This is a genomic window from Streptomyces sp. NPDC051315 (assembly GCF_044455165.1).
Classification (GTDB): domain Bacteria; phylum Actinomycetota; class Actinomycetes; order Streptomycetales; family Streptomycetaceae; genus Streptomyces.
Map to the genome: position 1 here is coordinate 248,937 of NZ_JBITEN010000008.1, position 23,478 is coordinate 272,414.

The window sequence follows — 23,478 nt, forward strand, 5'->3', positions numbered from 1 at the left end:
GAGAACCTCCGCCATGCAGACCCTCAGGGACACGTTACTGGTCTTCGAGAACCAGGTCCGCTTCACCTTCCGCTACAAGATCACCATCGTCATGGGCCTGGTCCAGCCGGTTCTCTACCTGCTGCTGTTCGGCCCGCTGCTGACCAAGCTGGGCGACATGGGCCGCCCCGGCGACACCTGGCAGACGTTCGTCCCCGGCGTCCTCGTCTACCTGGCGCTGTTCGGCGCCGGCTTCTGCGGCTTCGGCATCATCGCCGACGTGCGCTCCGGCGTCGTCGAGCGGCTGCGCGTCACCCCGGTCAGCCGGTTCGCGCTGCTGATGGGGCGGGTGGCCCGCGAGGTCGTCGTACTGCTCGTACAGTCCGTGACCATCGTCGTGGTCGGGCTGCTGGTCGGACTGCGCGCCAACCTCCTCGGCGTGCTCGCCGCACTCGTCCTCGTCACGCTCCTGGGCATCGCCCTGGCCTCGCTGTCGCTCTCGCTGGGCGTCGCGCTGAAGTCCGAGGACCAGTTCGCGCCGCTGCTCACCTCGGCCACGCTCCCCGTCATGCTGCTGGCCGGCATCCTGCTGCCCATGAGCCTGGCGCCCACCTGGCTGGACGTGCTGTCCCACTTCAATCCGCTGCGCTACATCGTGGACGCCATCCGGGACCTGTTCGCCGACCACTTCGCCACCTGGGCCGTCCTGGAGGGCACGGGGGTCGCGGTCGCCCTGGCGGTCGTCTGCGTCGCCGTCGGCCTGCGGACCTTCGGCAAGGAGAACGCCTGAGCGACGCAACGGCGCGCACCCGCGGAGGGGTGGCCGCGGATGCGCGCCGGGCCGTACGCCCTGCCGGGTCGCCGTCGGCCGCCGACTGCGGGCCGACCGGGAGTTCGGCAGGTCCCCGACTCGGCCGTGGCGCGAAAAGGCGATGCAGGGACTCGACCCACCATCCATCCGTCGTCGGCCAGGGTGGCGGCCCGTGACGGTCCTGATCACCGGTGGCAGTGGCTTCCTGGGAACCGAATGGGTCCGCCAGGCATCCGCTGCGGGGCATCGGACGGCCGCGACGTGCGCCTCCCGGCCCGGCAGGGATTCGGGCGTCGCCTGTGGCACCCGCTCGACGTCCGGGACCCCACGCGCGGCCCGCCACGCTTCCGGATGGCGAAGTCCGCGAACCAGATGATGACCGGGGTCAACCACGACCTGGTCGACCGCGTCAACGAACTCACCGAGGAGAACCCCCGGCTGTCCACGGCGGAACGGCAGGCGACCACCCACCCAGAACGCGGAACTCCAGCAGCGGCGGCCGCTACACCTTCATCGGCCCGCAGTACCGGGGCGGCACCCGCGCGTGAACCGCAGGCAGACGACGAGCGGCGGGCCGCCTTGACCTTCGCCGGTCAGCTGAGGACGAGCCTCACCCGTACCGTCCTTTGAGGGGGGACGGGGCCAACAAGGAGGCAGCTGGGGTCGCGGTGCCCGATCGAGACCGCGCGTGAGCCGGAGCGGCGTGAAGTGGCTGTGCGGCGGGCTTCTTCAAGACCTCGATCAAGCTGGTCGTGCTGTCGTCGGCGTGGCCCGCGGCTGTGCCTCGCCGGAAAATCTCCAGGACCGCCGTCGGCAACGAGGTGTCGACCCCCGCATCCCTGGCGGTCTGCAGGACATGGTCGGCGCTCGCCACGCCCATGGCGAGCCTTTCGATGTCGCCCGGGTACTCACCCGCGTCGATCCGCTGTGTGTGGAAGGCCAGGAAGTCCGGCATTCCGGATAGCACGGATGACGCAGACGGCAGGATTTCCTCGGCCGAGACGCCGTGGGCATCCGCCAGTGCGAGGGCGTGCAGCCAGCCGAGCACCGTCGTCCAGAACAGGTCCATCCCGACCTGGTAGTACAACGCCGCCAGCCCTGGGTCCTCGCCGCGGTAGTCCGTGCCGGTGAGCGTCTCCAACGCCTCCCGGTGCGCGTCGAACACCTCCTTGGGCCCGCTGTAGAAGGTGGAGAACCCGGGCTGCCCGATGCCCGGGGGTGAAGCCTGCACACCTCCGGTGAGGTACCGGGCACCGTGTCCTGACGCCCACCGCGCAGCGCCGCGGGCACTCTCGGGCGTGTCCGAGCTGAGATTGACGAGGACCCGGCCGGACAGCGCCTCGGTAGCCGACCCAAGGACGGTGTACATCGCGTGGTGGTCCGTCAGGCTGAGGATCACCAGTTCGCTCGCGGCGAGCGCGTCGTGGACCGTGGCGGCCCGGTGGGCTCCCGCGCCCACCAGCTCGTCCGCTTTGTCTGCGGTCCGGTTCCAGACGGTGACCCGGTAGCCCTTGCCGAGGAACGCGCTCGCCATCGCACGTCCCATGGGTCCGAGCCCAATGACCGTTACATCGTGCTTGCTCATGCCACCCCTCAACATCACATCAAAGCCTGACCGAGGCCAGGCGGCCGCCGCAGCCTGCCGCAGGCGGCGTGACTGCGACCGAGACCAGACGGAGCCGCGGAAACGCGCGCCTCGGAACAGCCGACGCGTTACGCCTTCCGCGCCGGCTTCCTGAGTACTTCGGTCAGGGCCGAGATGCTGTGGTCGCCGTGACCCGCCGCAACCGCCCGCTCCACCAGGTCGTGCAGGGGAGCGAGCCAGGCCACGTCGACGTTCGTCTCCTCGGTCAGTTCCCTGTCCTGGGCCGCGCCGGCGAGGAAGAGGTTCACGGAGGAGGCGGCATCGGTGTAATCACCGCTGTCGATTTCTGCGGCGTAGACCGGCAGCAGAGACTTGATCATGTCCAGCCACTTCCCGGCGAACCGCACCATGCTGCTCGCCTCCAGCCCACGAGCCTGAACGGCCGCGGCCCCCTGGAAGAAGCCGACGAGCGCGGGCAGCAGCATGGCGCCCACGGCCATCTCGTACAGGGCGGCGAGGTCGGTCTCGTCTCCGAGGTGGACGGTGTCGCCGCCCAGTGCCTTCAGCGTCGTCTCGTACTCGTCGAACACCGTCCTGTCTCCGCTGTAGTACAACAGCGTGTCCGGCGCTCCCACGGCCTCCGGCACGTTCTTGACCGCTCCGGCCAGAAACCGGGCGCCACGGCCGGTCGCCCAGGCAGCCATGGCGCGGGCGCCGACGGGCGAACCGCTGTTCAACGTGACAAGGGCACGCCCGGACAGCGCCGCCGCAGCCGGCTCCAGGGCGGAGCGAGTGTCTTCGAAGGTGGTCAGGCACGTGATGATCAGCGGGCTCGCCTCGACCGCGGCCTTCACCGCCCGGGCATGGACGGCGCCCTTGGCCACCAGCGGTGCGGCCTTGGCCGGTGTGCGGTTCCACACCGTTGTCGGGTGTCCCGCGTCGGCGAACGCTCCGGCCAGCGCCCGGCCCATCGACCCCAGCCCGACGACGGTCACGGGTGTGGGGGCATCCCTGGTCATGCGTTACTCCAGTCAGCAGTCGGATGGTTGGGCAGCCACGCAATCGCCGATCAGCGCGTCCGGCGCGGCTCCCATTTCATTCTGGAAGCCCCACATACATGTGATCAAGTACCTACAATTCTGTTCGGTACCCACATTTTTGTCAGTAGGAGTGCTGATGACCAAGCGGACGTATATTTGCGGGCTCGACGCCGCCATCGCCGTCATGGGAGGTAAGTGGAAGGGGTTAATCCTGTTTGCGCTCGGTGAGGACGGGCCGCTGCGTTTCGGGGAGTTGAGGCGGGCGGTGCCCGGCGTCAGCGAGAGGATGCTGATCCTTCAACTCCGGGAGATGGAGGCCAGCGGCCTGGTGCACCGGAAGGTCTACCACCAGGTTCCGCCCAAGGTGGAGTACTCGCTGACCGAGTTCGGCAGCTCGCTCAACACGGCACTCGCGCCACTCGGGGAGTGGGGCGAGGAGCATATGGAGCGCATCGAAGCCATCCCCTAGCCAGCCCTCCATTTCTCCGGCGCGTGACGCGCCGGAGGAATCCCTCAGGCATTCTCGTGTTCGGGAATCGAGCGAATCCTCAAAGCTCAGCACGCGACGGGCCCGCAGCCGGAACGGCGCCGGATCGTGTGCGAGAAACAGTGTCAGAGGTCGGATACTCAATAACCTGAGAGGCGTCGTTTTCTGTACGATCTCGCGGCTGAAGACGCCTTCGGACGGCAACACCGCCGATCTCCTCGCCCCGGTCCCCGCGGTGCGGGGCGCGCTCGCGGGTACGGCCGCGTCTCGACCCAGGGACAGTTGCCCGACCGGCAGAGCCACGCCCTGACCGAAGCGGGCTGAGCCTTTTCCAACCCCGCACTGACACTGCGAGGCGGAGCGTCCGGACGAAAATCCCTTGTGGCCAAGGGTGGCGATCGCTCTACGGTTGCTCCCCGTGACCATCGAGATGCCCTACCAGCCACTTCCGATCGACCAGTCCGGCGTGCGCTACGTCCACGGACCCGATTCCGCTCTACAGCAGGGCGTACCCGCTGGCGAGACGGTCGAGCTCGAGTGGAGGGGCAGCGAGGTCTACCCGGGAACCTTCCGGAAGTTCTGGGTCCACGTGCCGGCACAGTACGACCCAGCGGAACCGGCATCCCTGATGGTGTTCCAGGACGGATGGTGGTACCTGGACCCCGCAGGGGAGGTACGCGGCGCGATCGTCCTGGACAACCTCATTCACCGCGGCGACATCCCCGTCACCATCGGCGTGTTCGTCGATCCTGGCGTCTTCCCCGATGCGGAGAACCCGAAGAACCGCAACATCGAGTACGACGCCTTCGACGACCGGTACGTCACCTTCCTCCTCACCGAGATCATCCCGCAGGTTGCGGAGCGCTGGACCATCGCCCAGTCGCCCGAAAGGTGGGGCATCTGCGGCGGGAGCAGCGGCGGCAACTGCGCCTTTACCGCCGCGTGGTTGCGTCCGGACAAGTTCCGCCGCGTCATCGGATACCTGTCCAGCTTCGCGCAGATGCCGGGCGGCAACCCCTACCCAGACCTCATCTCCCGCGTTCCCCGTAAGCCGCTGCGCATCTTCATGCAAGGCGCCCACCGCGACCTGCACTGGAATGAGTCACAGCGGAACTGGCTCGCCGAAAACCTGCGCGTGGCAGCCGCTCTCGCTGAAGCGGGGTACGACTTCCGCCTTGTCCTGGGAGACGGCGGACACAGCCCCAACCACGGCGGCGTCCTGCTGCCGGACGCTCTGCGCTGGCTGTGGCGGCCCAACGAGGATTGATCGACACATGCATCATCCAACCCGGCGCCGGCCGCGGTGAGGTGGGCTGCACCCTGGTCGGACCAACGGTCAGAGGTTGCCCTGCCCCGCACACGCCCCCGGCCAGGCGGAGGGCACGCACGACACGCAGTACACCAGCCGGGTGACGCGGGTGACCCCGGTGTCCGCCGGATGCCGGAGGGCCTCGTGTGAGCGGGCGAGCGACGGGGCACCCGATCCTGCATGCGCATCGTGGTCACCGGGGTGACCGGGAACATCGGTTCCGTCGTCGTGCAACGCCTCCGAGCCGACGGCACGCACGACCTCATAGGCCTGGCCCGGCGGCTGCCCGAAGGCCCCGGCAGCCGTGGCGTCGACCGGCGCTCGGTGGACCTCAGCACCGAGGCCTGCCACGCCGCGCTCGTCGAGGCGTTCACCGGCGCGGACGCGGTCGTCCACCTGGCGTGGGGCTTCCAGCCGTCCCACGATCCCGCCTACCTCGCCGAGGTCGGCGTCGGCGGCACCCGCCGCGTGCTGCGAGCCGTCACCGAGACCGGTGTCCCGCACCTGGTCCACATGTCCTCGGTCGGCGCCTACTCACCGAAGAAGGACGACCGCCCGGTCGACGAGTCCTGGCCCACCGGGGGCGTGCGCAGCTCGCTGTACAGTCGGCACAAGGCCGCGGCCGAGCGCCTCCTCGACCGGCACGAGGCTTCCGGCGCCGGCACGCTCGTCACCCGCCTGCGGCCGGGAATCGTCGGGCAGCGTGCCGCCGGCAGTGCCCTCCTCCGGTACGGCGTGCCCGCCCTCGTGCCTCCCAAGGCGCTCGACCTGCTGCCGGTCCTGCCGATGGACCGGAGGCTGACCGTCCCGATGGTCCACACCGACGACGTCGCCGCGGCGATCGTCGCGGTGCTCCACCGGCGTGCGGGCGGCCCGTTCAACCTCGCCGCCGACACCCCCGTGACCGCGGCGGTCCTCGCGGACGCGCTCGGCGCCAGGCTGGTGCACGTGCCCTCCGCGGTGGTCCGCGCCGCCATGTCGGCCGCCTGGCACGCGCACCTGCAACAGGTCGACACCGGGTGGCTCGACATGGGCTTCGCACTCCCCACGCTGGACACGACCCGCGCGCGCACGGAACTCGACTGGGCCCCGACCAAGGACGGCCCGCAGGTGCTCGCCGAGGTGATCGAGGGCATGAGGGAGGCCGCGTCCGGCCGGACACCCGTGCTGCGCCCACGCACCGTCCTCGGCGCGCTCGGCGACGCGATCCGGCGCGGGCCGGTCGCTGTACGGCGGCGCCCGTGATCGCCGGCGCGGCCCCGACGCGCCCCGGGCCGCCGCCCGTGCTCGCGCTGCTCGCCGCCGCCCACGGAGGGCCGGCCCTGGCGGTCGGCGTCATCGCGGGCCTGCTCGCGCTCCGCAGCGACCTGAGCCCGCTCGACACCGCCGTCGTCACCGCGGCGGTGCTCACCGGTCAGCTCACGATCGGTTGGGGCAACGACCTGCGCGACCTCCCGCGCGACCGCGCCGTCGGCCGCACCGACAAGCCGTTGGTCACCGGAGCCCTCCCGGTCGGCTGGGTGGTGCGCGCCCTGATCGTGGCCGGACTCGCCTGCCTCGTACTGTCCGCGTTCGTCGGCTGGCGCGGCGCGCTGGTCAACGTCGTCCTCGGCGCCGGCGCGGGCCACGCCTACAACCTGGGGCTCAAGGCGACCTGGTGGTCGTGGGCGCCGTACGCCAGTGCCTTCGGGACGCTGCCCTCGGTCATCACCCTCGCCGGCCCCGACCCGGCCTGGGCGCCGCTGTGGATGACCGGCGCCGGCGCCGCGCTCGGTGTCGGGGCCCACCTGCTCAACGCACTGCCCGACCTCGCCGACGACGAACGCACCGGCGTCCGCGGCCTGCCCCACCGGATCGGCGCGCACCTGTCGCGCGTCCTGGCCGTCGTCCTGTTGTCCGCCGCCTCGCTGCTGGCCGTGCTCGGCCCCGTCGGGCCCCCTCCGGCCTGGGCGTGGGCGGTCCTCGCGCTGGTGGCGGTCCTCGTGGCGCTCACCTCGGCCACCCGCGGCCGTGCTCCCTTCCGGGCCGCGGTGGCCATCGCCCTGCTCGACGTCGTCTTGCTCGTGGCGGCCGGCTGATGACGCCGGCACCCACCCACTGGGACCTCGCCGTGGTCGGCGCCGGACCGGCCGGTGCCGCCACCGCGCTGGGCGCGTTGCACGCCGAACCGGGTCTGCGCGTCGCCCTCCTGGACCGGGCGGACTTCCCGCGGGACAAGGCCTGCGGCGACGGGGTCGCCCCGCACGTCCTCGACCTCCTCGCCGAGGTCGGCGTCACCGGTCTCGTCGACGACCGTGTCCCGGTCGACCGCCTCCGCCTCGGTGCCGGCGGCGTGGTCACCGAGCGGCGGATGACCCGCCCGGCGTGGGTGGTGCCACGCCGGATCCTCGACGCCCGACTGGCCGACGCGGCGGTCGCCGCGGGCGCCCGACTCCTTCGGCACCGCGTCCGCGACCTGCGGCAGCACACCGACGCGGTGGTCCTCGACGGGGAGGTCTCCGCCGCGGTCGTGGCCGGCGCCGACGGCGCCCACTCGGTCGTCCGACGCGCCCTCGGCCTGTCCCGCGGTCCGGCGGCCCTGGCGCTGCGCGGCTACGCCCCGGTCGCACCCGGGCGACACGGCGCGCAGGTCATCGAGTTCGGCACCCGGCACCAGCCGTCGTACGCCTGGTCCTTCGACCGCGGTGACGGCCTCGCCAACGTCGGGTACGGCGAGTTCCTCCACGCGGACCGTCCGGCGCCGACCCGCGCCCAGCTGCTCGAACGCCTCGAGGCGCTCCTGCCCGGCGCCACCGAGGGCGGGCGGCACTGGGTCGGGCACCACCTGCCGCTCTCGACGGCGCGCCGGCGCGTTCCGACCGGCCGCGTCCTGCTCGTGGGCGACGCCGCCTGCCTGGTGAACCCGTTGACCGGGGAGGGCATCCACTCCGCCGTGGCCACCGGCATCGCGGCCGGTCGCGCCGCCGCCGCGGCCCTGCGTGAGGGCCGGCCCGAGCGGGCGGGGGAGCGGTACGCCCGTGCCACCCGCCGGATCCTGCTGCCCCACCTGCGCCACACCGCCCTGGCCGCCCGGCTCGCCCGCAGCACGCGCGTCATCGAGGCCGGGCTGCGGGCCGCGGCCGCCGACCAGCGAGTCTTCGACGACTTCGTCGAACTCGGTCTCGCCCGGGGCCGGCTCACTCCCACCCTGGCGCTCGGCCTCGGCCGGGCGTTCCTCGTCCCCGTCCGTCCGAGCGGCCGACCTCAGGAGCCAGCATGACCATGCGCGTCCTCAGCGTCCGTGGCGTCCTGCCCGAGCACTGCCACCGGCAGGAGAAGATCACCGAGTCCTTCGCCGGCACGCTGACCGACGGCACGGTCGACCGCGCCGTCGTCGAGCGGTTCCACCGCAACGCGCGCGTCGAGACCCGGCACACCGTGCTCCCGCTGGAGGAGTACGCCCGGCTCGGGGACTTCGGCCGGTCGAACGACGTCTTCATCCGCGCCGGCGTAGAGCTCGGCGGCCGCGCGGTCGTCGACGCGCTCAAGGGCGCCGGCCTCACGCCGGCCGACGTCGACTACATCGCGTCGTGCACCGCGACCGGTGTGGCCGTCCCCACGCTCGAGGCCCGCGTCGCGGCGGAGATCGGGCTGCGCCCCGACGTGGTGCGCCTGCCCCTCGTCGGCCTCGGCTGCGTCGCCGGCGCGGCCGGTATCGCACGCCTGCACGACCTGCTGCGCGGCCGCCCGGACGGGGTCGCGGTGCTGATGTCGGTCGAGCTGTGCTCGCTCACGCTCCAGCGCGAGGACACCTCGGTCGCCAATCTCGTGGCGAGCGGCCTGTTCGGGGACGGTGCCGCGGCGGTGGTCGCCGTCGGTCCCGAGCATCCGCTCGCACGGTCCGACGACCCCGCCCGCCCCGAGGTGCTCGCCTCGCGCAGCCGCCTCTACCCCGACTCGGAGCGCACGATGGGCTGGGACGTCGGGTCCGGTGGCTTCAAGATCGTGCTCGACTCCTCGGTCCCCGACGTGGTGCGCCGGTACGTCGGCGACGACGTCCGCGGCTTCCTCGCCGACCACGGGCTGACCGACGACGACCTCGGCTGGTACGTCGCGCACCCCGGCGGCCCCAAGGTCCTGGAGGCCCTGCAGGAAGCGCTCGGGATCGAGCGGGACGCCCTGCGGGTGACCTGGGACTCGCTGCGCCGGATCGGCAACCTGTCCTCCGCCTCGGTGCTGCACGTCCTGGCGGACACGCTCGCCGACCGCCCGCCCCGGCCCGGATCCCACGGGCTCATGCTCGCCATGGGGCCGGGCTTCTGCTCCGAACTCGTGCTCCTGCGCGCCCCGGGGGATGAGCGATGAACGGGCAGGTCCTGTTCACCGTCCTGGTCCTGGCCGTCGGTCTGGAGCGGGTCGCCGAGTTGGTCGTGTCGCACCGCAACGCCGCCTGGAGCCTCGCGCGGGGCGGCGTGGAGGACGGGCGGGGGCACTACCCGTTCATGGTGGCGCTGCACACGGGTCTGCTGGTCGGCGCGCTCGTGGAGGTGTGGGTGCGCCGACCGGACGCCGTGGCGGTCCTCGCCTGGACCATGCTCGCCCTCGTCGCGGCCTCGCAGGCGCTGCGCTGGTGGTGCATCGCCACCCTGGGCCGGCAGTGGAACACCCGGGTGATCGTCGTGCCCGGTGCTCCCCGCGTGACCGGCGGCCCCTACCGCCGGCTCCCGCACCCGAACTACGTCGCCGTCGTCGTCGAGGGGTTCGCGCTCCCCCTGGTGCACTCGGCCTGGGTCACCGCGGTCGTCTTCACCGTGCTGAACGGGTTCCTGCTCGCCACCCGCATCCGCACCGAGGACGCCGCCCTGGCGCGGCTGGCCTGAGGGGACGCGCATGGATCTGCTCGTCGTCGGCGGGGGACCCGCGGGTCTCGCCACGGCCCTGCACGCGGCCCGGGCCGGGCTCGACGTGACCGTCTGGGAGCAGCACGCCGGCACCGTCGACAAGGCGTGCGGCGAAGGCCTGATGCCGGGTGCGGTCACCGCCCTGGCAGCGCTCGGCGTTCACCCGCCGGGGCACGACCTGCGGGGCATCCGGTACGTCGCCGGGCCGCGCCGGGCCGACGCCGACTTCCGAGCGGGCCCGGGCCGCGGGGTGCGTCGCACGGCGCTGCACGCGGCGCTGCGCGAGGTGGTGCTGGCCGCGGGCGTGCGGGTCGAGCAGCGCACCGTGCGCCGTGTCGAGCAGGACGAGGACGGTGTGGTGGTCGACGGCACCCGTGCCGGCCACGTCGTCGCGGCCGACGGCCTGCACTCGCCGATCCGCCGGGCCCTGGGTCTGCACCGGCCGCGTCGGACCCACCGGCGGCACGGACTGCGGCGCCACTACGCGCTCACCCCCTGGAGCGACCGCGTCGAGGTGCACTGGGCCCGTGACGCGGAGGCCTACGTGACCCCGGTGGCCGACGACCTCGTAGGCGTCGCGGTGCTCACCTCCCGCCGCGGACCGTACGACGACCACCTCGCCGCCTTCCCCGAGGTGCGCGAGCGGCTGGCCGGAGCCGGAACAACCGGACCGGTGCGCGGGGCGGGCCCGCTCCGCCAGGACGCGAGCGCGCGCACGGCCGGCCGGGTGCTGCTCGTCGGCGATGCGGCCGGCTACGTCGACGCCCTGACCGGCGAGGGCATCGCGCTGGCACTCGCCCAGGCGCCGGCGGCGGTGCGGGCAGTCATCAGCGGCGACCCGGCGGCCTACGAACGGGAATGGTGCCGACTCACCCGGCGCTACCGCTGGCTGACCCACGCGCTGCTCGGCGCGACGAGGGTGCCCCCGGTCCGCGCGGCACTGGTGCCCGCGGCGCAGCGCCTGCCGTGGTTGTTCTCCGCGACCGTCGACGCGCTGGCGCGTCCGGCAGCGACGTGAGCCGGCGGACTCCGGGCAATGGTGTCGTCCACGGCGGCCGCGGACCGCTGTGGGGCAACCGCGGTGGAGCGCGCGGTCCTCGACCCGGTCGGCCTCCTTGGCCTCGACCTCGTCCTCGCACACATCGGCCACGACGCTCCTCCCTCCACTGTGAGCGAATGCCCGAACGACGTGACGACGCTGAGCGGGTCGCCGCTGCGTGGCAGCGGCTGACCGCATGGCTGCGGCTCCACCCCCACCTCATGCGCCTCCCTGCTACCGCCTGCCAGGGAAGAGGAGATCCACGCCGCCGAGGCCCAGCTGACGCAGTGCCTCGGGTACGGGCTGCCCGCGGAGCTGTCGCGCTGTGGCGACTGTGCGGCGGCGTGGAGCACGAGTGAGGACACCGCGTCATCCGAGGGCGCGCGGCCCGTGCCCGCCGCGTCGGCTGTGACATCGGCGTCCGATCGCCGAACGAGGACAGCCTCACGGCGCTAACCCGGTCATCTTCCACCGGGTCGTCGAGCGCCCCCTCTCCTGACTGCACGGCTTCCGTCGCTTGCGCGTCCGCGGGGAGGGACGCGACGGCATCCACGAAGCCTTCCCCGGTCTCGCCGTCTGCCTGATCACCCACCGAGACGTCCCCCGCCTTTGTCAGGACCTCTGAGGCCACTGCCGAGCGGCATCGCCCGATCCCGGACCGCTCGCCGTGCCTCGACGTGTTGTTCCCCCGTATCCCAACGGTCGCCGAGACACTGGCCGACCGGTCGCCGTGGACGCCACCTGGCGGCCCGGGACCTGCTCGCGTCAACCTGGTCAGCTGTCCTGACCAGCCAGGATGATGAGTTTGGGTGATGTTGCGGAAGGTCGGGGAAGAAGTTGCGTCAGTCGATGGGAGGTTGCCGTGGAGGGTGGAGATCTTGAACTGGGCGGGTTGCTGGCCGCTGCGGAGGCGGCGCCGCCCGGCGAGTCGGTCGACGTGGTGGCACACGACCTGCAGAAGCGGTTCGGTGCGGAGCGTGTGTCCTTCCTGTTCGTCGACCTCATCGGTCAGCGGTTGGTACGGCTCACCGCGTCCGGCGGTGATGTCGCGGGCCATGCCGAGCCGATGGACCTGCAGGGCAGCGTCTACGACAGCGTTCTGCGGAGCCAGCGCCAGCATGTGGAACCGGACGGCCAGGGCGGACGGCGCGTCATCACGCCGGTCACCAACCGCGGCGACTGCATCGGTGTCCTGGAGGTGACCCTGCAGTCCGCCGACGACACCGTGCTCCGACAGATCCGCGACGCGGCACACGCGCTGGCCTACATCATCGTCACGGACCGCCGCTTCACCGACCTGTACCACCTGGGCCGGCGCACCACCGAGACCAGCCTGGCCGCGGAGATCCAGCACCAACTGCTTCCCTCGGCCTCCTGCTGCGAGGCGGCCCAGTTCACCCTCGCCGCCGGGCTGGTCCCGGCCGACGACATCGGTGGTGACACCTACGACTACACCCTCGACCGCGACACCCTGCACCTGTCCATCACCGACGCCATGGGCCATGACACGAACTCCGCTCTGCTCGCCACCTTGCTGATCGGCGCGCTGCGGCGGTCACGCCGCAGCGGCTGTGACGCCCTCCAGCAGGCCCACCACGCCCATCAGGCCCTCCTGAGCCACAGCCGAGGCCTGGCCACCGGACAGTTGCTGTGCGTCAGCCTCGATACCGGTCTGTGTGAACTGGTCAACGCCGGTCATCCCTGGCCGCTGCGGCTGCGCGACGGCACCGTCGAAGAGGTCAGACTCGCTGTCAACCTGCCGTTCGGGGTGGCGGCGCCCGTCCCTTACCGCGTACAGCAACTGCAACTGCGTCCCGGAGACCGCCTGGTCCTGCTCACGGACGGAATGCAGGAGCGTGGTGCCGCAGCCGTCGACCTGGCTTCGGTCGTTCACGACACCCGCGCGCTGCATCCAAGAGAAGCCGTCCGAAGTCTGACCGCCGCGGTTCTGGATGCCTGCCATGGCGACCTCAAGGACGACGCCACGGTCCTGATACTGGATTGGCACGGCGACCGTCGCCCATCGGCCGAAACCAGACCGGGCCCGCAGCGGTGAGCCGCGTCGGCCCACTCCTGAGTCCTCACTGAGGGCGGCACCCGGCGCCGTCGCCGCCGGGTCGTCGGGCCCGGCGATGCGGGCGGCAATGCGTTCGCCGACCGGTTCGGCGAGGGGCCTCGAAGTCCTGGGCGACGATGACGATCTCCGGGCCGGGCCGGGCCGACCCGGCCCGGACCACCGGAAGGCCGGACCACCGGAAGGCCGGACCACCGGAAGGCCGGACCACCGGAAGGACGGGGCACGGCCCGGGGGAGTAGGGCCGGTTTCGTCGGTGTGGCGGGCTGCGCTCGGGTGATCGGCGTGAAGGCGGCCGGGGGCCTCAGCAGCAACGGCTCCGCGAGTCCGTGCGGCGCCGCTGCACGGCCGGGCAGCCCGTCGGCCCGCTCCCGGCGCAACCCCATCGGCAGCGCGGCCGCGCCCCGCGACGCACGCGCCCTGTGCCGGTTGCGGCACTCCGAGGCGTGGCTGTGATGGCCCAGTGCGCCGTACTCGCGGGGACGGCGGGGCGGTCGGCCCTCCGGTGCCGCCCGCCCCGCCCGCCGCTACAGCGGGATGCGGAGGTCGAGCACCGGTCCCGTGGCTTCGGCCGGCGTCGCGTCCAGTCTCTCCAGGACGTGGAGCATCGGCTTGTTGCTCGCCGCCACCGCGGCGGTCAGCGTGTGGTGTCCCTCGCGGCGGGCCACGGTGGTCGCGTGTTCGGCCAGCGCGGTGCCGAGCCCCCTGCACTGCCACGCGTCCTCGACCAGGATCGCGAGTTCGCCCACTCCTTGTTGATCGGTGCGCATGACGTTGGTCATGGCGATGATGTGGTCGGCACGGTCGGCCGGAGTGGTCACCAGGGTGGTGCCGCGCTCCGGATTGGACAACTGGCGCCATTCGGCGGGCGAGATCCCGGACTTGCCCGCGTGGTATCGCAGGGCTCGGCTGCCCAGCGAGCACCGGCGGTGCAACTCCTGGACCGGCGCCAGGTCGCCGGGGGTGGCGTTCCGTGTCCGGGTGGCGGTGCCGTCGGTCAGCGCGATCGAGTGAGTGGCGCCTCGACAGCCGGCGTCGGGCATACGACGTACTCCTCCCCTTGCGTTGGTGACTGCTGTGCCGCCGGTCCCGGGACGCGTGTGCGGCCTTGCTACGGCAGAAGTCTTTTGCCGCTTCGGGGCCGACTCAAGGGGCTTTCGCGCCATGCCGGTCGCTCCCCGCTCATGTTGAGTCACGGAGAGAATCGGCAGTGACGTTCACCTGCGTTCCCCACCCGTGGCGAACGTCCAGCCCGTCCTCGGGCGCCCGCCGGTGGCCGGGCCCGGTCGACTGGCGAAGGTGGCGGTGGCTTCTCGGAGAGGGGGCGGGGTAGTGCTCCAGACGTCGTCCGGCAAGGCGTAGTGGCACTGGACGGCGTAGGTGCGGGCGGCAGGTGAGCGCGGTCAGCGCTTCACGGCAGTTTCACCGTCACATATGCGGGAGCAGTCGGGGAACGGGTGGTGCAATGGCTTTTTCCTTTGTCTCCGCTGCTGGTCACGTTGATCGTGACGTGCGTGGCGGTACTGGGCAGCTTGAGCGGAAGAGCGACCCTCTGGTCCACCTTGCCCATGTCGTCAGACCGCAAGAAGGCTGAATGGAGCTCCGTTTCCACCCGATTGCCTTCACGGTGCAGCGAACCGCACGAACGCAGCTACGTGATCATTGCGATCGACACCTACGGCCTGGACCGTGAACCTCGGCGAGACCTGGGGCCGTTGACCCGTCAGGCTCACGCTTGGCACGGTCGGCCTGCCGTTCCCGGAAGCGGCGAGGGCTGCGACGACCAGTGAGGCGACAAAAGCCGCGATATGGGCCGTACTCTCGACGATGAGAAGCAACCTTTGATGGCCGGGGCGGTGGCTCAGCCAAGGAGGAGTTCTCGAACCCGGTGCTGCGGCGCGACGGGCCTTGCGAACGTCAGGGCTCGGTCATTGCCTTATACGAAGGGGCAGTTGACGATGCATCTGACCACGGTGGTGCGGGCGTCGCCGCCTTGATGCGCGCTGCGAGGCCGTCGAGGAGGGTTGTCAGGCCGAACTGGTACAGCGATGTGGACGAGAGGCCGGCTTCAGTGGCGGCGGAAGCGAAATGGGGCAGGCGGCCCTGAGCCAGCAGGGTGGTCATGCGGTGGTGCTGGGCGTCCATCCACTGCACTCCGGTGATGCCACTGGCCTGGGTGGCGCGTGCTTCGGTTTCCGTGTCGATCGCCTGGCCTCGGACATATCCGAAGAGGGTGACGGCCGCATGCATGCGGGTGTCGGCGTCCAGGCCGAGGCCGTCCATGGCGGCCAGGGCCCAGTCGATGTGCCGCATGCCGTGTGGCACGAGCAGGGGCCGGCTGAGGTTGAGGGCCGCGGCCAACCAGGGATGGGCTTGGTAGAGGCGCCACTGGATGGCCGAGGACAGCTCCAACTGTGTCCGCCAACCATCGGGCGGCCGCGCCGGCAGCGGCTCGCCGGCGAAGGCCGCGTCCACCATCAGTGCGATCAGCTGTTCCTTGCTGGTGACGTGCCGGTAGAGCGACATGGTCGGCATGCCGAGTTCCGCAGCGACCCGGCGCATCGTCAGTCCGGCCGTTCCCTCGGCATCGGCGAGCGTGATGGCCGCGCGGACGATGCGGGTCCGGACGGCTGGGTCGTCGGCGGGGGACCTGGCTGAGCGAGCCTGCGGCGCCGTGTCGGCGACGACGGTCCCGACCCCGGGAACAGCCCTGACCAGGCCCTCGTGCCGCAGTGCTGCCAGCGCCTTGGTGGCAGTGGCCATGGCCACCCCCCACCGCTGGGTGATCGCCCGGGTGGACGGCACGCGGTCACCTGGAGCGAGTTCGCCCGTCTCGATGCGGTGACGCAGTTCTCCCGCGATCCGTGCGTACGGGGCCTGGGTCATGGCCTACCTCCCTCTGATCGAATCGGCCTCGGACCCTAGCGCACTAGTACACCCTGTTCTTCCCGCACTAGGACGCTTCTATTGAAAGAGCACTTCAAGACCGATAGGGAGGTTCGTACGTTGTACCCATGACGACGAACAAGAACGTTCTGATCTCCGGCGCCGGTATCGCCGGCCTGACGCTCGCCTACTGGCTGGACCACCACGGTTTCCGCCCCACTGTGATCGAACGCGCCCCGCACGTCCGACACGGCGGCTACGCCGTCGACTTCCGAGGTGAGGCCCTCGACGTCCTGGACCGGATGGACCTGCTGGAGCCGGTCCGGGCGCTGGACGCCGCGATGGGTGACGCAGCGATGGTGGACGCCGAAGGCAGGCAGTACGCCGTCCTGCCGGCCGCGGTCTTCGCAGGTGACCTGGAAGTCCCCAAGGCGAAACTGACCCAACTGCTGTACGCGGCCGCCCGGGAAAGGTCGGAATACCTCTTCGGTGACTCGATCTCCGCGGTTGAGCAGGACTCCTGCGGCGTGGACGTCACCTTCGAGAACGGGCCACCGCGCCGGTTCGACCTGCTGGTCGGCGCCGATGGCCTGCACTCGCGGACCCGAGGGCTGGTCTTCGGACCCGAGGAACGCTTCGTACGCTCCCTGGGTATCCACACCGCGATCTTCAGCCTGCCGAACTATCTGGGGCTGCACCGCACCGGACAGCTGTACGTCTCTCCTGGGAAAGCGGCCAACATGTTCGCCGACGACGCGGGCGGCCGAGCCCGGGCCGCCCTGCACTTCGCCGCCGAGGGGCTGGAGTACGACCGCTACGACATCACCGAGCAGCAGCACATCGTCGCTGAACGGTTCACCGGTGAGGGCTGGGAAGTCCCCCGGCTGCTGGCGGAGATGAGGGCGGCCGAGGACTTCTGGTTCGACGCCAACGCCCAAGTCGTGATGGACACCTGGACCAGCGGGCGAGTCGTCCTGCTCGGTGACGCCGGCTACTGCGCGGCCCCCACCTCGGGACGCGGGACGTCCCAGGCGCTGATCGGCGCGTACGTGCTGGCCGGTGAGCTGGCGCAGGCCCGCGGCAACCACACGGCGGCGTTCGCGGCCTACGAGAACGTGATGCGGCCCTTCGTCACCGAGCACCAGGCCGTGGGACGCGAGGGCGCGGAGCGGTTCTTCATGCCCGCCCCCACCCAGGAGGTGCTGGACGTGCTCGCCGCCACCGCCCCGGAGCGCACCCGCACAGAAGCGGTCCGCCTGCCCGACTACGCAGTGCGCTGACCTGCTTGACGGGCTCGCTGCGCCAGGCGATCGGCACCCGCGCCACCTGCTCGGGGAGGCTGTGTCCAGCCAGTGATCCGTCTGAGCCGCTCCACCCAGTGAAGTCCTCGTCCTCGTCCGGAGCGACATTGAGAGCTCTGGCACCTCCCAGGAGAGCCGCGCCCCTGGACTCGGGCAGGTCCTGCCGAAGTAGCCGGCCCGGGTCAGGCGGCGGGCAGCGGCACGCGCTCGGCCTTGGTCCGGGGGCCCTCCCGGCCTTCGTGACGTCGAGGTGCCGGTAGAGTGTCGAGCAGCCGCGTTCGACCCGAAGCTGTCCGGCTCCTGGCCTGTCGACCTGCCCCGCGTGTGTCGCCGCGCTCCACCCGCACGCTGCTGACCCGCCGCGCGGACGAACGGCGCCCGCTCCGGCACCTGCCGCAGCCGTGTGTGCTCCCCGGCTGCCACTGGTGCGGGACGTCGCGACGCAGGCGCGGATCCGGCTCAGCGCTCCGCCGGGCTTCGGACCGTGTGCGTTCTCGCCTCCGCGACGAGTCTGTCCGCTTCGGCACGCGCCTCGCGCAGCGCCGTCTCGGCCTCCACCACGCGCCGCTCGGCGGCCTGTTGCAACTCGGCGGCACGGCGGCGGGCGGCGTCCGCCTCGGCCATCATGGCGGCGGACGCCGAGCGCAGGTGCTCCGCCTCCGCACGGGCGGTCGCGACCACGACGTCCGCCTCCTCGCGCCTGGCCGCGCTGTGCGTCTCCGCCCGCTCCCAGAGTCGCCACGCCTGGTGCAGGATCCGCCCGGCGACGGATGCGGCGAGCCCCGGACGGGCGGCGTCCAGAATGTCTCCGCCGGACGGCGTGAGCGCATGGTCGACCAGAATCGCGCTGAGGGCGTCGTGGACGGCGACGGCGTCCGCGGGCCGGTCCTCGGGGCGTTTGGCGATCAGGCTCAGGATGAGGTCGTTCAGCGCGTCCGGGAGTCCCTCGACGAGGGCGGCCGGCGCTTTCGGGACGGTCCCCGCGTGCATACGCAGAACCGCCAGCTGGTTGGAGCCGGCGAAGGGGGGCTGCCCGGTCACCGCGTGGTAGAGGAGACAGCCCAGGGAGTACAGGTCACTGCGGTGATCGATCTCCCGGACACCTGCGGCCTGTTCCGGCGACATGTAGTGCGGGGTGCCCAGCACGGTTCCGGTGACGGTGAGTTCGTTGACGCTCATGGTGTCGCCCAGGAACTTCGCCACGCCGAAGTCGAGCACCTTCACCGTCCCCTCGGGGGTGAGCAGCACATTGGCGGGCTTGATGTCCCGGTGCACGACATCCTTGCCGTGTGCGGCGTCCAGTGCCTGGGCGATCTGGACGGCCCATCCCACGGCGAGCGGCCAAGGGGGTGTGGACTCCTTGAGCCGCCGGCTCAGCGAAATCCCGGGCACGCGTTCCATCACGAGGTAGAGGGCCTGGCGCCCGCCGGCGGCCACCTCACCCCAGTCGTGAATGGTCACGACGTTCTGGTGGGTGATTCGCCCCGCCAGCTGCACCTCGCGCCGGAACCTGGCCCGTGTCTCGGCTTCATGCCCGCCGAACAGCGCGTGGACGACTTTGACCGCCACGTCACGCCGCATCCGCTCGTCGTGCGCGGACCAGACCTCTCCCATGCCGCCCACGCCGAGACGGTCCGTGATGCGGAACCGTCCGGCGAGCAGTACGCCCTGCACCGGTTGTCTCCCCCCGCCCGTGGATCGCGTACGTCACGAGTATCGCTGGTTCACCCCGCGTCCGCGGCGCTTCACGTGCCCGCCGAATCGCCCGAGCTGCCGTACGAGCCGCCCGCCAGACGGCGCAGCCGCTGGGCCTCCTCCTCGAGACGGCGGGCGACACCCGCGGCGCCGTCCACCGTGTCGTCCAGCCCGCTGGCGCCGAGTTGCGCGGCGAGAGCGGTGAAGTAGTGGGCGGTGGTGAGCAGGTGGGCCTCCACGTCGAGATGCGCCCCCGCGCCGGAGGGGACGCCGCGCGCGTCGTCGAGCACACGGTTGATCCGCTCGGCGATCTCGTCCCTGGCGTCGTGCGGCAACCGCACCGCCCGGCCGATCTGGGCGAGGACGGAGTGGCAGGAACGCACGAGTGCCTGGAGCAGTTGGTCGTCACGGTTGAGGCCGGTGTTCCCCGACGCACCCGGGCTGATGTTGCCCGTGGCGATGCGGGCGCTCGCCAGGGACGGTTCGTAGGGGAGCAGGTCGATCGCGCTGGTCGCGCCGAGCGCCGCCCGGAAGCAGGGGTGGACGTGGAACTCGGTCTCGTGCGGCTGCACCGGCAGGTCGTCGTCGCCCGCGAACACCACGTCGCTTCCGCGCCGCACGCCGAGAAAGCCCACTCCGTACAGGATGTCGACGACACCGGACGGGGTCAACGCGTCGGCGTACGCGGGGAAGAGCCGGTGGAGCGTGTCCGCCGCGGTCTCGAAGCGGCTGGTGAACGCGGCTCGGCTGACGACGTAGCCGGTGTTCTGGAAGAGCGGGAAGAGGTTCCTGAGGAAGGGATGGGCGACCAGGTACTCCAGCGACAGGTCCTTGAGTTTCCACGTGGAGAACTGCCGGCTCGCCTGGAGGACGTCCGCCTCCGTGATCCGGTCCCGCTCGTGCTCGAAAGCCGTGTCCCGGCAGCGGTTGAGGAACTGGATGGCGTCCCGCGGCCGTGGCAGACAGCGGCGGAAGAGGTACGTCGCGGTCTCCTCGTCCTCGACGGTCTCGGGAAAGATCTCCCGCCAGAGCTGCTCCGCGGTCAGTTCCGCTCCGGCGGAGGCCCGGGCACGGGCCAGGGCGAGGTCGCGCAGGGCCTGTTCCGTCCAGACGATCCTCAGTTCGTCACCGTGGTACTTGTCGCCCTCCCCGAAGGACAGCGAGTCGTAGATGTCCGCGCGCAGGAACAGCAGGAACCGTACGGAGCGCTTGTACAGGCTGGCGGCGTGCTTCGCCGCCAGCAGCAGCCCGATCACCATCGAGTTGCTGTCCGTCTCGGCCGACCACACCTGTTCCAGTTGGTCGACCATGAGCAGCAGGGGTCCGTGTACGCCGTCGCAGCCGAGGTCGGCGAAGGCCCGCGCCACCGCCTGCTCGACGACTTCCAGCTGCCGGGCCGCCCGCGCGCCCTCCGACGGCGCCTGCGCGAGGTCCAGGCCCGCCTTGACGCCGAACGCCTCCAGGGACAGGGAGGTCTGCAGGCCCCTGGCCCCCTGCGCGAGCCGGTCGCCCAGCCGTCCGCCCGACGGTTCCCCGTTCTGTTTCAGGAACCGGCCGAGCGCCTTCACCGAGTCCGGCTTCCGGCCGTGCGCGTCCTTGGCGTGCGTCACCAGGTGGCGCGCGGCGTGTACGGCGAACACGTACCGCCAGATCAGCGCCTTGGCCGAGTCCCCGGGCAGCCCCTGCAGCTCGAACCGCCGGATCTCCTCTCCGGCCGTCTCGTCCGGGGTGACCAGGGCCTTCCCACAATGGCTTGCGCCGTCGGCCATCAACTGCATGCAGATGGCGCTCTTGCCCGATCCCTTGCGGCCGATGATCAGCATCTTGCGTCCCGCCACCGCGGCACGGTAGGCGGCGTTGGGCAGGAACCCGCCGCGCAGCAGCAGCCCGTCGGTCACGTCCCGTTCGGCGTCCTCACGCCCGAAGTGCAGATCCGCGAGCACCGGCCCGTCGGCCATCCCGTCCCCCTTGGTCTCGGCCCGGCAACCGCGATCCGGCGCACCCGGGTCATGCCGTCACCACCGTATCGGGAAGATGCGCGGGTCTCCCAAGTCATCGAGAACGCGGGGTGGTTGATCCTGGCGGTGGCTGCGTGGCCGCGGAGGACGCAATAACCTGGGCAGCCCAGGGGGAAGGAACCGCAGATGGAACCGCTCGGCGTCGAGGACCCACGGCAGATCGGCTCGTACCGGCTCGTCGCTCTGCTGGGCAGCGGCGGCATGGGAGCGGTGTACCTCGGACAGTCGGCCGGCCGCACCGTGGCGGTGAAGGTGGTGCGGCCGGACCTCGCGCGTGACGAAGCCTTCCGGGACCGGTTCCGCAGCGAGGTCAGGGCGGCGCGAAAGGTGTCGGGCGCCTTCACCTCCCCGGTCGTGGACGCCGATCCGGACGCCGAGGTCCCCTGGATGGCGACCGCGTTCGTCGCCGGAGTCTCACTGCGCCAGGCGGTCGGCGCGCACGGCCCCCTGCCCGAGGACGCGTTATGGACGTTGACGGCGGGGCTGGCGGAGGCCCTGACGGAGGTGCACGGCGCCGGGCTGATCCACCGGGACCTCAAGCCGGCGAACGTGCTGCTGGCTCTGGACGGACCGCACGTCATCGACTTCGGCATCTCCCGGGCCGCCGACGGAGCGGGGCTCACCGCCAGCGGGGCGGTGATCGGGTCGGCGCCGTACATGTCGCCGGAACAGGCCGAGACGCAGCCGCTCACACCCGCGAGTGACATGTTCTCCCTCGGTTCGACGATCGCGTTCGCCGCGCGCGGATCCGATCTGTTCGGTACGGGCGCGGCCGTGGCGGTGCTGTTCCGGATCGCGACCGTCGAGCCGGATCTCGGTGCGGTCCCGGCAGGCCTTCGGCCCCTGGTCGCGGCCTGTCTGGCCAAGGACCCCGCCGGCCGGCCGACTCCGCGCGAGGTGATCGAGGCGGTCGAGCGGGAGGGACGGCCCGTCCCGTCGAGCGGCTGGCTCCCGGAGGCGATCAAGTCCGACATCATCGCCGTACGGACCGCCATGAGGGCGCTGCCGGAGCCCCCGTCGCCGCAGGAGGTGCCGCACCCTCCTCCCGGCGAGCACCTTCCCGGGGCGGCGCCTCGGCCGAGCCGCAGACGTCTGCTCCTCGGGGTGGCCGGCGGGGCACTCGCGGCGGCCGGCACGGGCAGCGCGATCTGGTGGTCCGGCGGCGGCGCGAGGTCGGGGAGCGGCGCGAAGCCGGGACGCGGCGCGATGGCCACCGGGATCTCGCGCCCTTCGGACGCCGACGTCCGGGAAGGGAAGCTGGCCTGGAAGCAGACCATGCCCGCGGCCTGCCCCCAAGTCCTCTCGGCCAACGGCCGGGTGGTCTGCGTGTCCCTGCAGTACGTGTGGGGGCTCGACGACGGGGGCGACACGAAGTGGACCCTGGATGCCGCCACTCATGGCCTGACCGTGCTGGCACTGGGGACGTCCCCGGTAACCGCCGTCGCGACGGTGGACGGCGGACACCTCTACGTGGGAGGCGCGGTGGTGCCGAAGGTCGAAGACGCCACGGCCGACAACCCCCTGCCGCAGTCCGGTTCGGCCGTCGTACGGATCGACATGAGCAGCGGCAAGGTCGAACGGACGATCCCGTTCCGCGAGCCGCCCAGCTCGGGAGTCGGATGCTTCTGGGGCGTCCGCGACGACACCGCGTACCTTTTCGCCGTCCCATCCGCCTCGAACCTGGCCACCTATCCGGTCATGGCGCTGAACCTCGGCTCCCGGACCGTTTCCTGGTCGCACGTCCACGACGAGATCCCCGTCTTCGCGGCTCTGCCGCCCAGCGGCAGCGACCACCTCCTGCTCGGCACCCCGAACGAACTGACCGCCCTCACCGCGAAGGGCAAGGTGAGCTGGTCGAAGACCGTCAAGGTCAGCACGGTCGGCGCCGCCGGGCCGCACTTCGTCGTCGTCGACACCAGTGGCCGCCTGACCGCTCTCGACCCGGCGACGGGCAAGAAGACGTGGACCGCGTCGGACGTCCTCTTGGGGGCCGGCCGCAACGACGGCATCGCCACGAACAGCGACGGAAGCATCCTGTACGTCCTGCGGACCGACGCGGACGGCGGGTACTCGCTGGGCGCCCTGGACAGCCGTACCGGCAAGGCGAAGTGGAGGAGGCCGGTCCCGGCGGACGACAGGAACGCCGAGCTGTCCGGCGCGCGCCTGCTGTACGCCGACGGGAACCTGTACCGGATGGGGGCGGACTGCGTCGTGTGGGCCTTCGACCCGGCGAACGGCACACCCCGTTGGAAGTACACGGGAATGAAGGGGTCGAACCCCGCCGACCTGGCCTGGGCCGCCGGTGACGGCCGGCTCTGCATCTCGGACCCGACCGCGCAGACGGTCGCCGCCCTGCACGCGAACGGAGCCTGAT

General features: G+C 71.6%; 19 protein-coding genes. 13 read left to right on the plus strand and 6 right to left on the minus strand.

Annotated features, from left to right (window positions below):
• The first annotated feature begins 13 nt into the window (after window positions 1-13).
• A complete protein-coding gene (locus ACIBBD_RS17870) occupies window positions 14-769 on the plus strand; it encodes an ABC transporter permease (protein ID WP_399420352.1) in 756 nt (251 codons plus the stop codon).
• Between the two features lie 372 nt (window positions 770-1,141).
• Window positions 1,142-1,420: a hypothetical protein gene (locus ACIBBD_RS17875; RefSeq protein ID WP_399420353.1), complete on the plus strand. Its 279-nt coding sequence runs from the start codon at window positions 1,142-1,144 to the stop codon at window positions 1,418-1,420.
• Here the strand turns inward: ACIBBD_RS17875 and ACIBBD_RS17880 are convergent.
• Together ACIBBD_RS17880 and ACIBBD_RS17885 are read right to left on the minus strand one after the other, a co-directional pair.
• The gene (locus tag ACIBBD_RS17880; RefSeq protein WP_399420467.1) at window positions 1,401-2,438 is read right to left on the minus strand and encodes an NAD(P)-dependent oxidoreductase; all 1,038 of its coding nucleotides are present in this window, start codon (window positions 2,436-2,438) and stop codon (window positions 1,401-1,403) included. The genes ACIBBD_RS17875 and ACIBBD_RS17880 overlap by 20 nt on opposite strands.
• A 65-nt stretch (window positions 2,439-2,503) precedes the next feature.
• On the minus strand, window positions 2,504-3,394 hold the full coding sequence (locus tag ACIBBD_RS17885; protein WP_399420354.1) for an NAD(P)-dependent oxidoreductase: 891 nt from the start codon (window positions 3,392-3,394) through the stop codon (window positions 2,504-2,506).
• Window positions 3,395-3,551: 157 nt separating this feature from the next.
• Between ACIBBD_RS17885 and ACIBBD_RS17890 the strand changes: the two genes are divergently transcribed.
• The 9 genes from ACIBBD_RS17890 (at window position 3,552) to ACIBBD_RS17930 (ending at window position 13,186) form a co-directional block, all read left to right on the plus strand.
• Entirely contained in the window at window positions 3,552-3,884 is a 333-nt protein-coding gene (locus tag ACIBBD_RS17890) for a winged helix-turn-helix transcriptional regulator (protein ID WP_399420355.1), read from the plus strand.
• A 436-nt stretch (window positions 3,885-4,320) separates the two neighbouring features.
• Window positions 4,321-5,169, plus strand: coding sequence for an alpha/beta hydrolase (locus ACIBBD_RS17895; RefSeq protein ID WP_399420356.1), 849 nt, complete (start codon window positions 4,321-4,323; stop codon window positions 5,167-5,169).
• A 222-nt stretch (window positions 5,170-5,391) separates the two neighbouring features.
• The gene (locus ACIBBD_RS17900) at window positions 5,392-6,456 is read left to right on the plus strand and encodes an NAD-dependent epimerase/dehydratase family protein (protein ID WP_399420357.1); all 1,065 of its coding nucleotides are present in this window, start codon (window positions 5,392-5,394) and stop codon (window positions 6,454-6,456) included.
• Entirely contained in the window at window positions 6,453-7,289 is an 837-nt protein-coding gene (locus tag ACIBBD_RS17905; protein WP_399420358.1) for a UbiA family prenyltransferase, read from the plus strand. The genes ACIBBD_RS17900 and ACIBBD_RS17905 overlap by 4 nt, the downstream gene beginning before the upstream one ends.
• Entirely contained in the window at window positions 7,289-8,470 is a 1,182-nt protein-coding gene (locus tag ACIBBD_RS17910; RefSeq protein WP_399420359.1) for a geranylgeranyl reductase family protein, read from the plus strand. The genes ACIBBD_RS17905 and ACIBBD_RS17910 overlap by 1 nt, the downstream gene beginning before the upstream one ends.
• Window positions 8,467-9,555, plus strand: coding sequence for a type III polyketide synthase (locus ACIBBD_RS17915; RefSeq protein WP_399420360.1), 1,089 nt, complete (start codon window positions 8,467-8,469; stop codon window positions 9,553-9,555). The genes ACIBBD_RS17910 and ACIBBD_RS17915 overlap by 4 nt, the downstream gene beginning before the upstream one ends.
• A complete protein-coding gene (locus ACIBBD_RS17920) occupies window positions 9,552-10,070 on the plus strand; it encodes an isoprenylcysteine carboxyl methyltransferase family protein (RefSeq protein WP_399420361.1) in 519 nt (172 codons plus the stop codon). Before ACIBBD_RS17915 ends, ACIBBD_RS17920 begins: the two co-directional genes overlap by 4 nt.
• Before the next feature lie 10 nt (window positions 10,071-10,080).
• Window positions 10,081-11,109: an NAD(P)/FAD-dependent oxidoreductase gene (locus ACIBBD_RS17925; RefSeq protein ID WP_399420362.1), complete on the plus strand. Its 1,029-nt coding sequence runs from the start codon at window positions 10,081-10,083 to the stop codon at window positions 11,107-11,109.
• Window positions 11,110-11,992: 883 nt separating this feature from the next.
• A complete protein-coding gene (locus ACIBBD_RS17930) occupies window positions 11,993-13,186 on the plus strand; it encodes a PP2C family protein-serine/threonine phosphatase (protein WP_399420468.1) in 1,194 nt (397 codons plus the stop codon).
• Window positions 13,187-13,731: 545 nt separating this feature from the next.
• On the opposite strand, the gene ACIBBD_RS17935 is transcribed toward ACIBBD_RS17930, so the two are convergent.
• Both ACIBBD_RS17935 and ACIBBD_RS17940 read right to left on the minus strand, forming a co-directional pair.
• On the minus strand, window positions 13,732-14,247 hold the full coding sequence (locus ACIBBD_RS17935; RefSeq protein WP_399420363.1) for a GNAT family N-acetyltransferase: 516 nt from the start codon (window positions 14,245-14,247) through the stop codon (window positions 13,732-13,734).
• An 874-nt stretch (window positions 14,248-15,121) separates the two neighbouring features.
• On the minus strand, window positions 15,122-16,090 hold the full coding sequence (locus ACIBBD_RS17940) for a TetR/AcrR family transcriptional regulator C-terminal domain-containing protein (protein ID WP_399420364.1): 969 nt from the start codon (window positions 16,088-16,090) through the stop codon (window positions 15,122-15,124).
• A 128-nt stretch (window positions 16,091-16,218) separates the two neighbouring features.
• Here ACIBBD_RS17940 and ACIBBD_RS17945 point away from each other — a divergent pair, with 128 nt between their 5' ends.
• The gene (locus ACIBBD_RS17945; protein ID WP_399420365.1) at window positions 16,219-17,370 is read left to right on the plus strand and encodes an FAD-dependent monooxygenase; all 1,152 of its coding nucleotides are present in this window, start codon (window positions 16,219-16,221) and stop codon (window positions 17,368-17,370) included.
• 480 nt (window positions 17,371-17,850) lie between these two features.
• Here the strand turns inward: ACIBBD_RS17945 and ACIBBD_RS17950 are convergent, their stop codons facing one another.
• On the minus strand, window positions 17,851-19,065 hold the full coding sequence (locus ACIBBD_RS17950; RefSeq protein WP_399420366.1) for a protein kinase: 1,215 nt from the start codon (window positions 19,063-19,065) through the stop codon (window positions 17,851-17,853).
• 71 nt (window positions 19,066-19,136) lie between these two features.
• Window positions 19,137-21,044: a P-loop ATPase, Sll1717 family gene (locus ACIBBD_RS17955; protein WP_399420367.1), complete on the minus strand. Its 1,908-nt coding sequence runs from the start codon at window positions 21,042-21,044 to the stop codon at window positions 19,137-19,139.
• Between the two features lie 186 nt (window positions 21,045-21,230).
• Between ACIBBD_RS17955 and ACIBBD_RS17960 the strand changes: the two genes are divergently transcribed.
• Complete coding sequence (locus tag ACIBBD_RS17960) at window positions 21,231-23,477, plus strand: PQQ-binding-like beta-propeller repeat protein (protein WP_399420368.1); 2,247 nt, start codon at window positions 21,231-21,233, stop codon at window positions 23,475-23,477.
• Window position 23,478 lies beyond the last annotated feature (1 nt).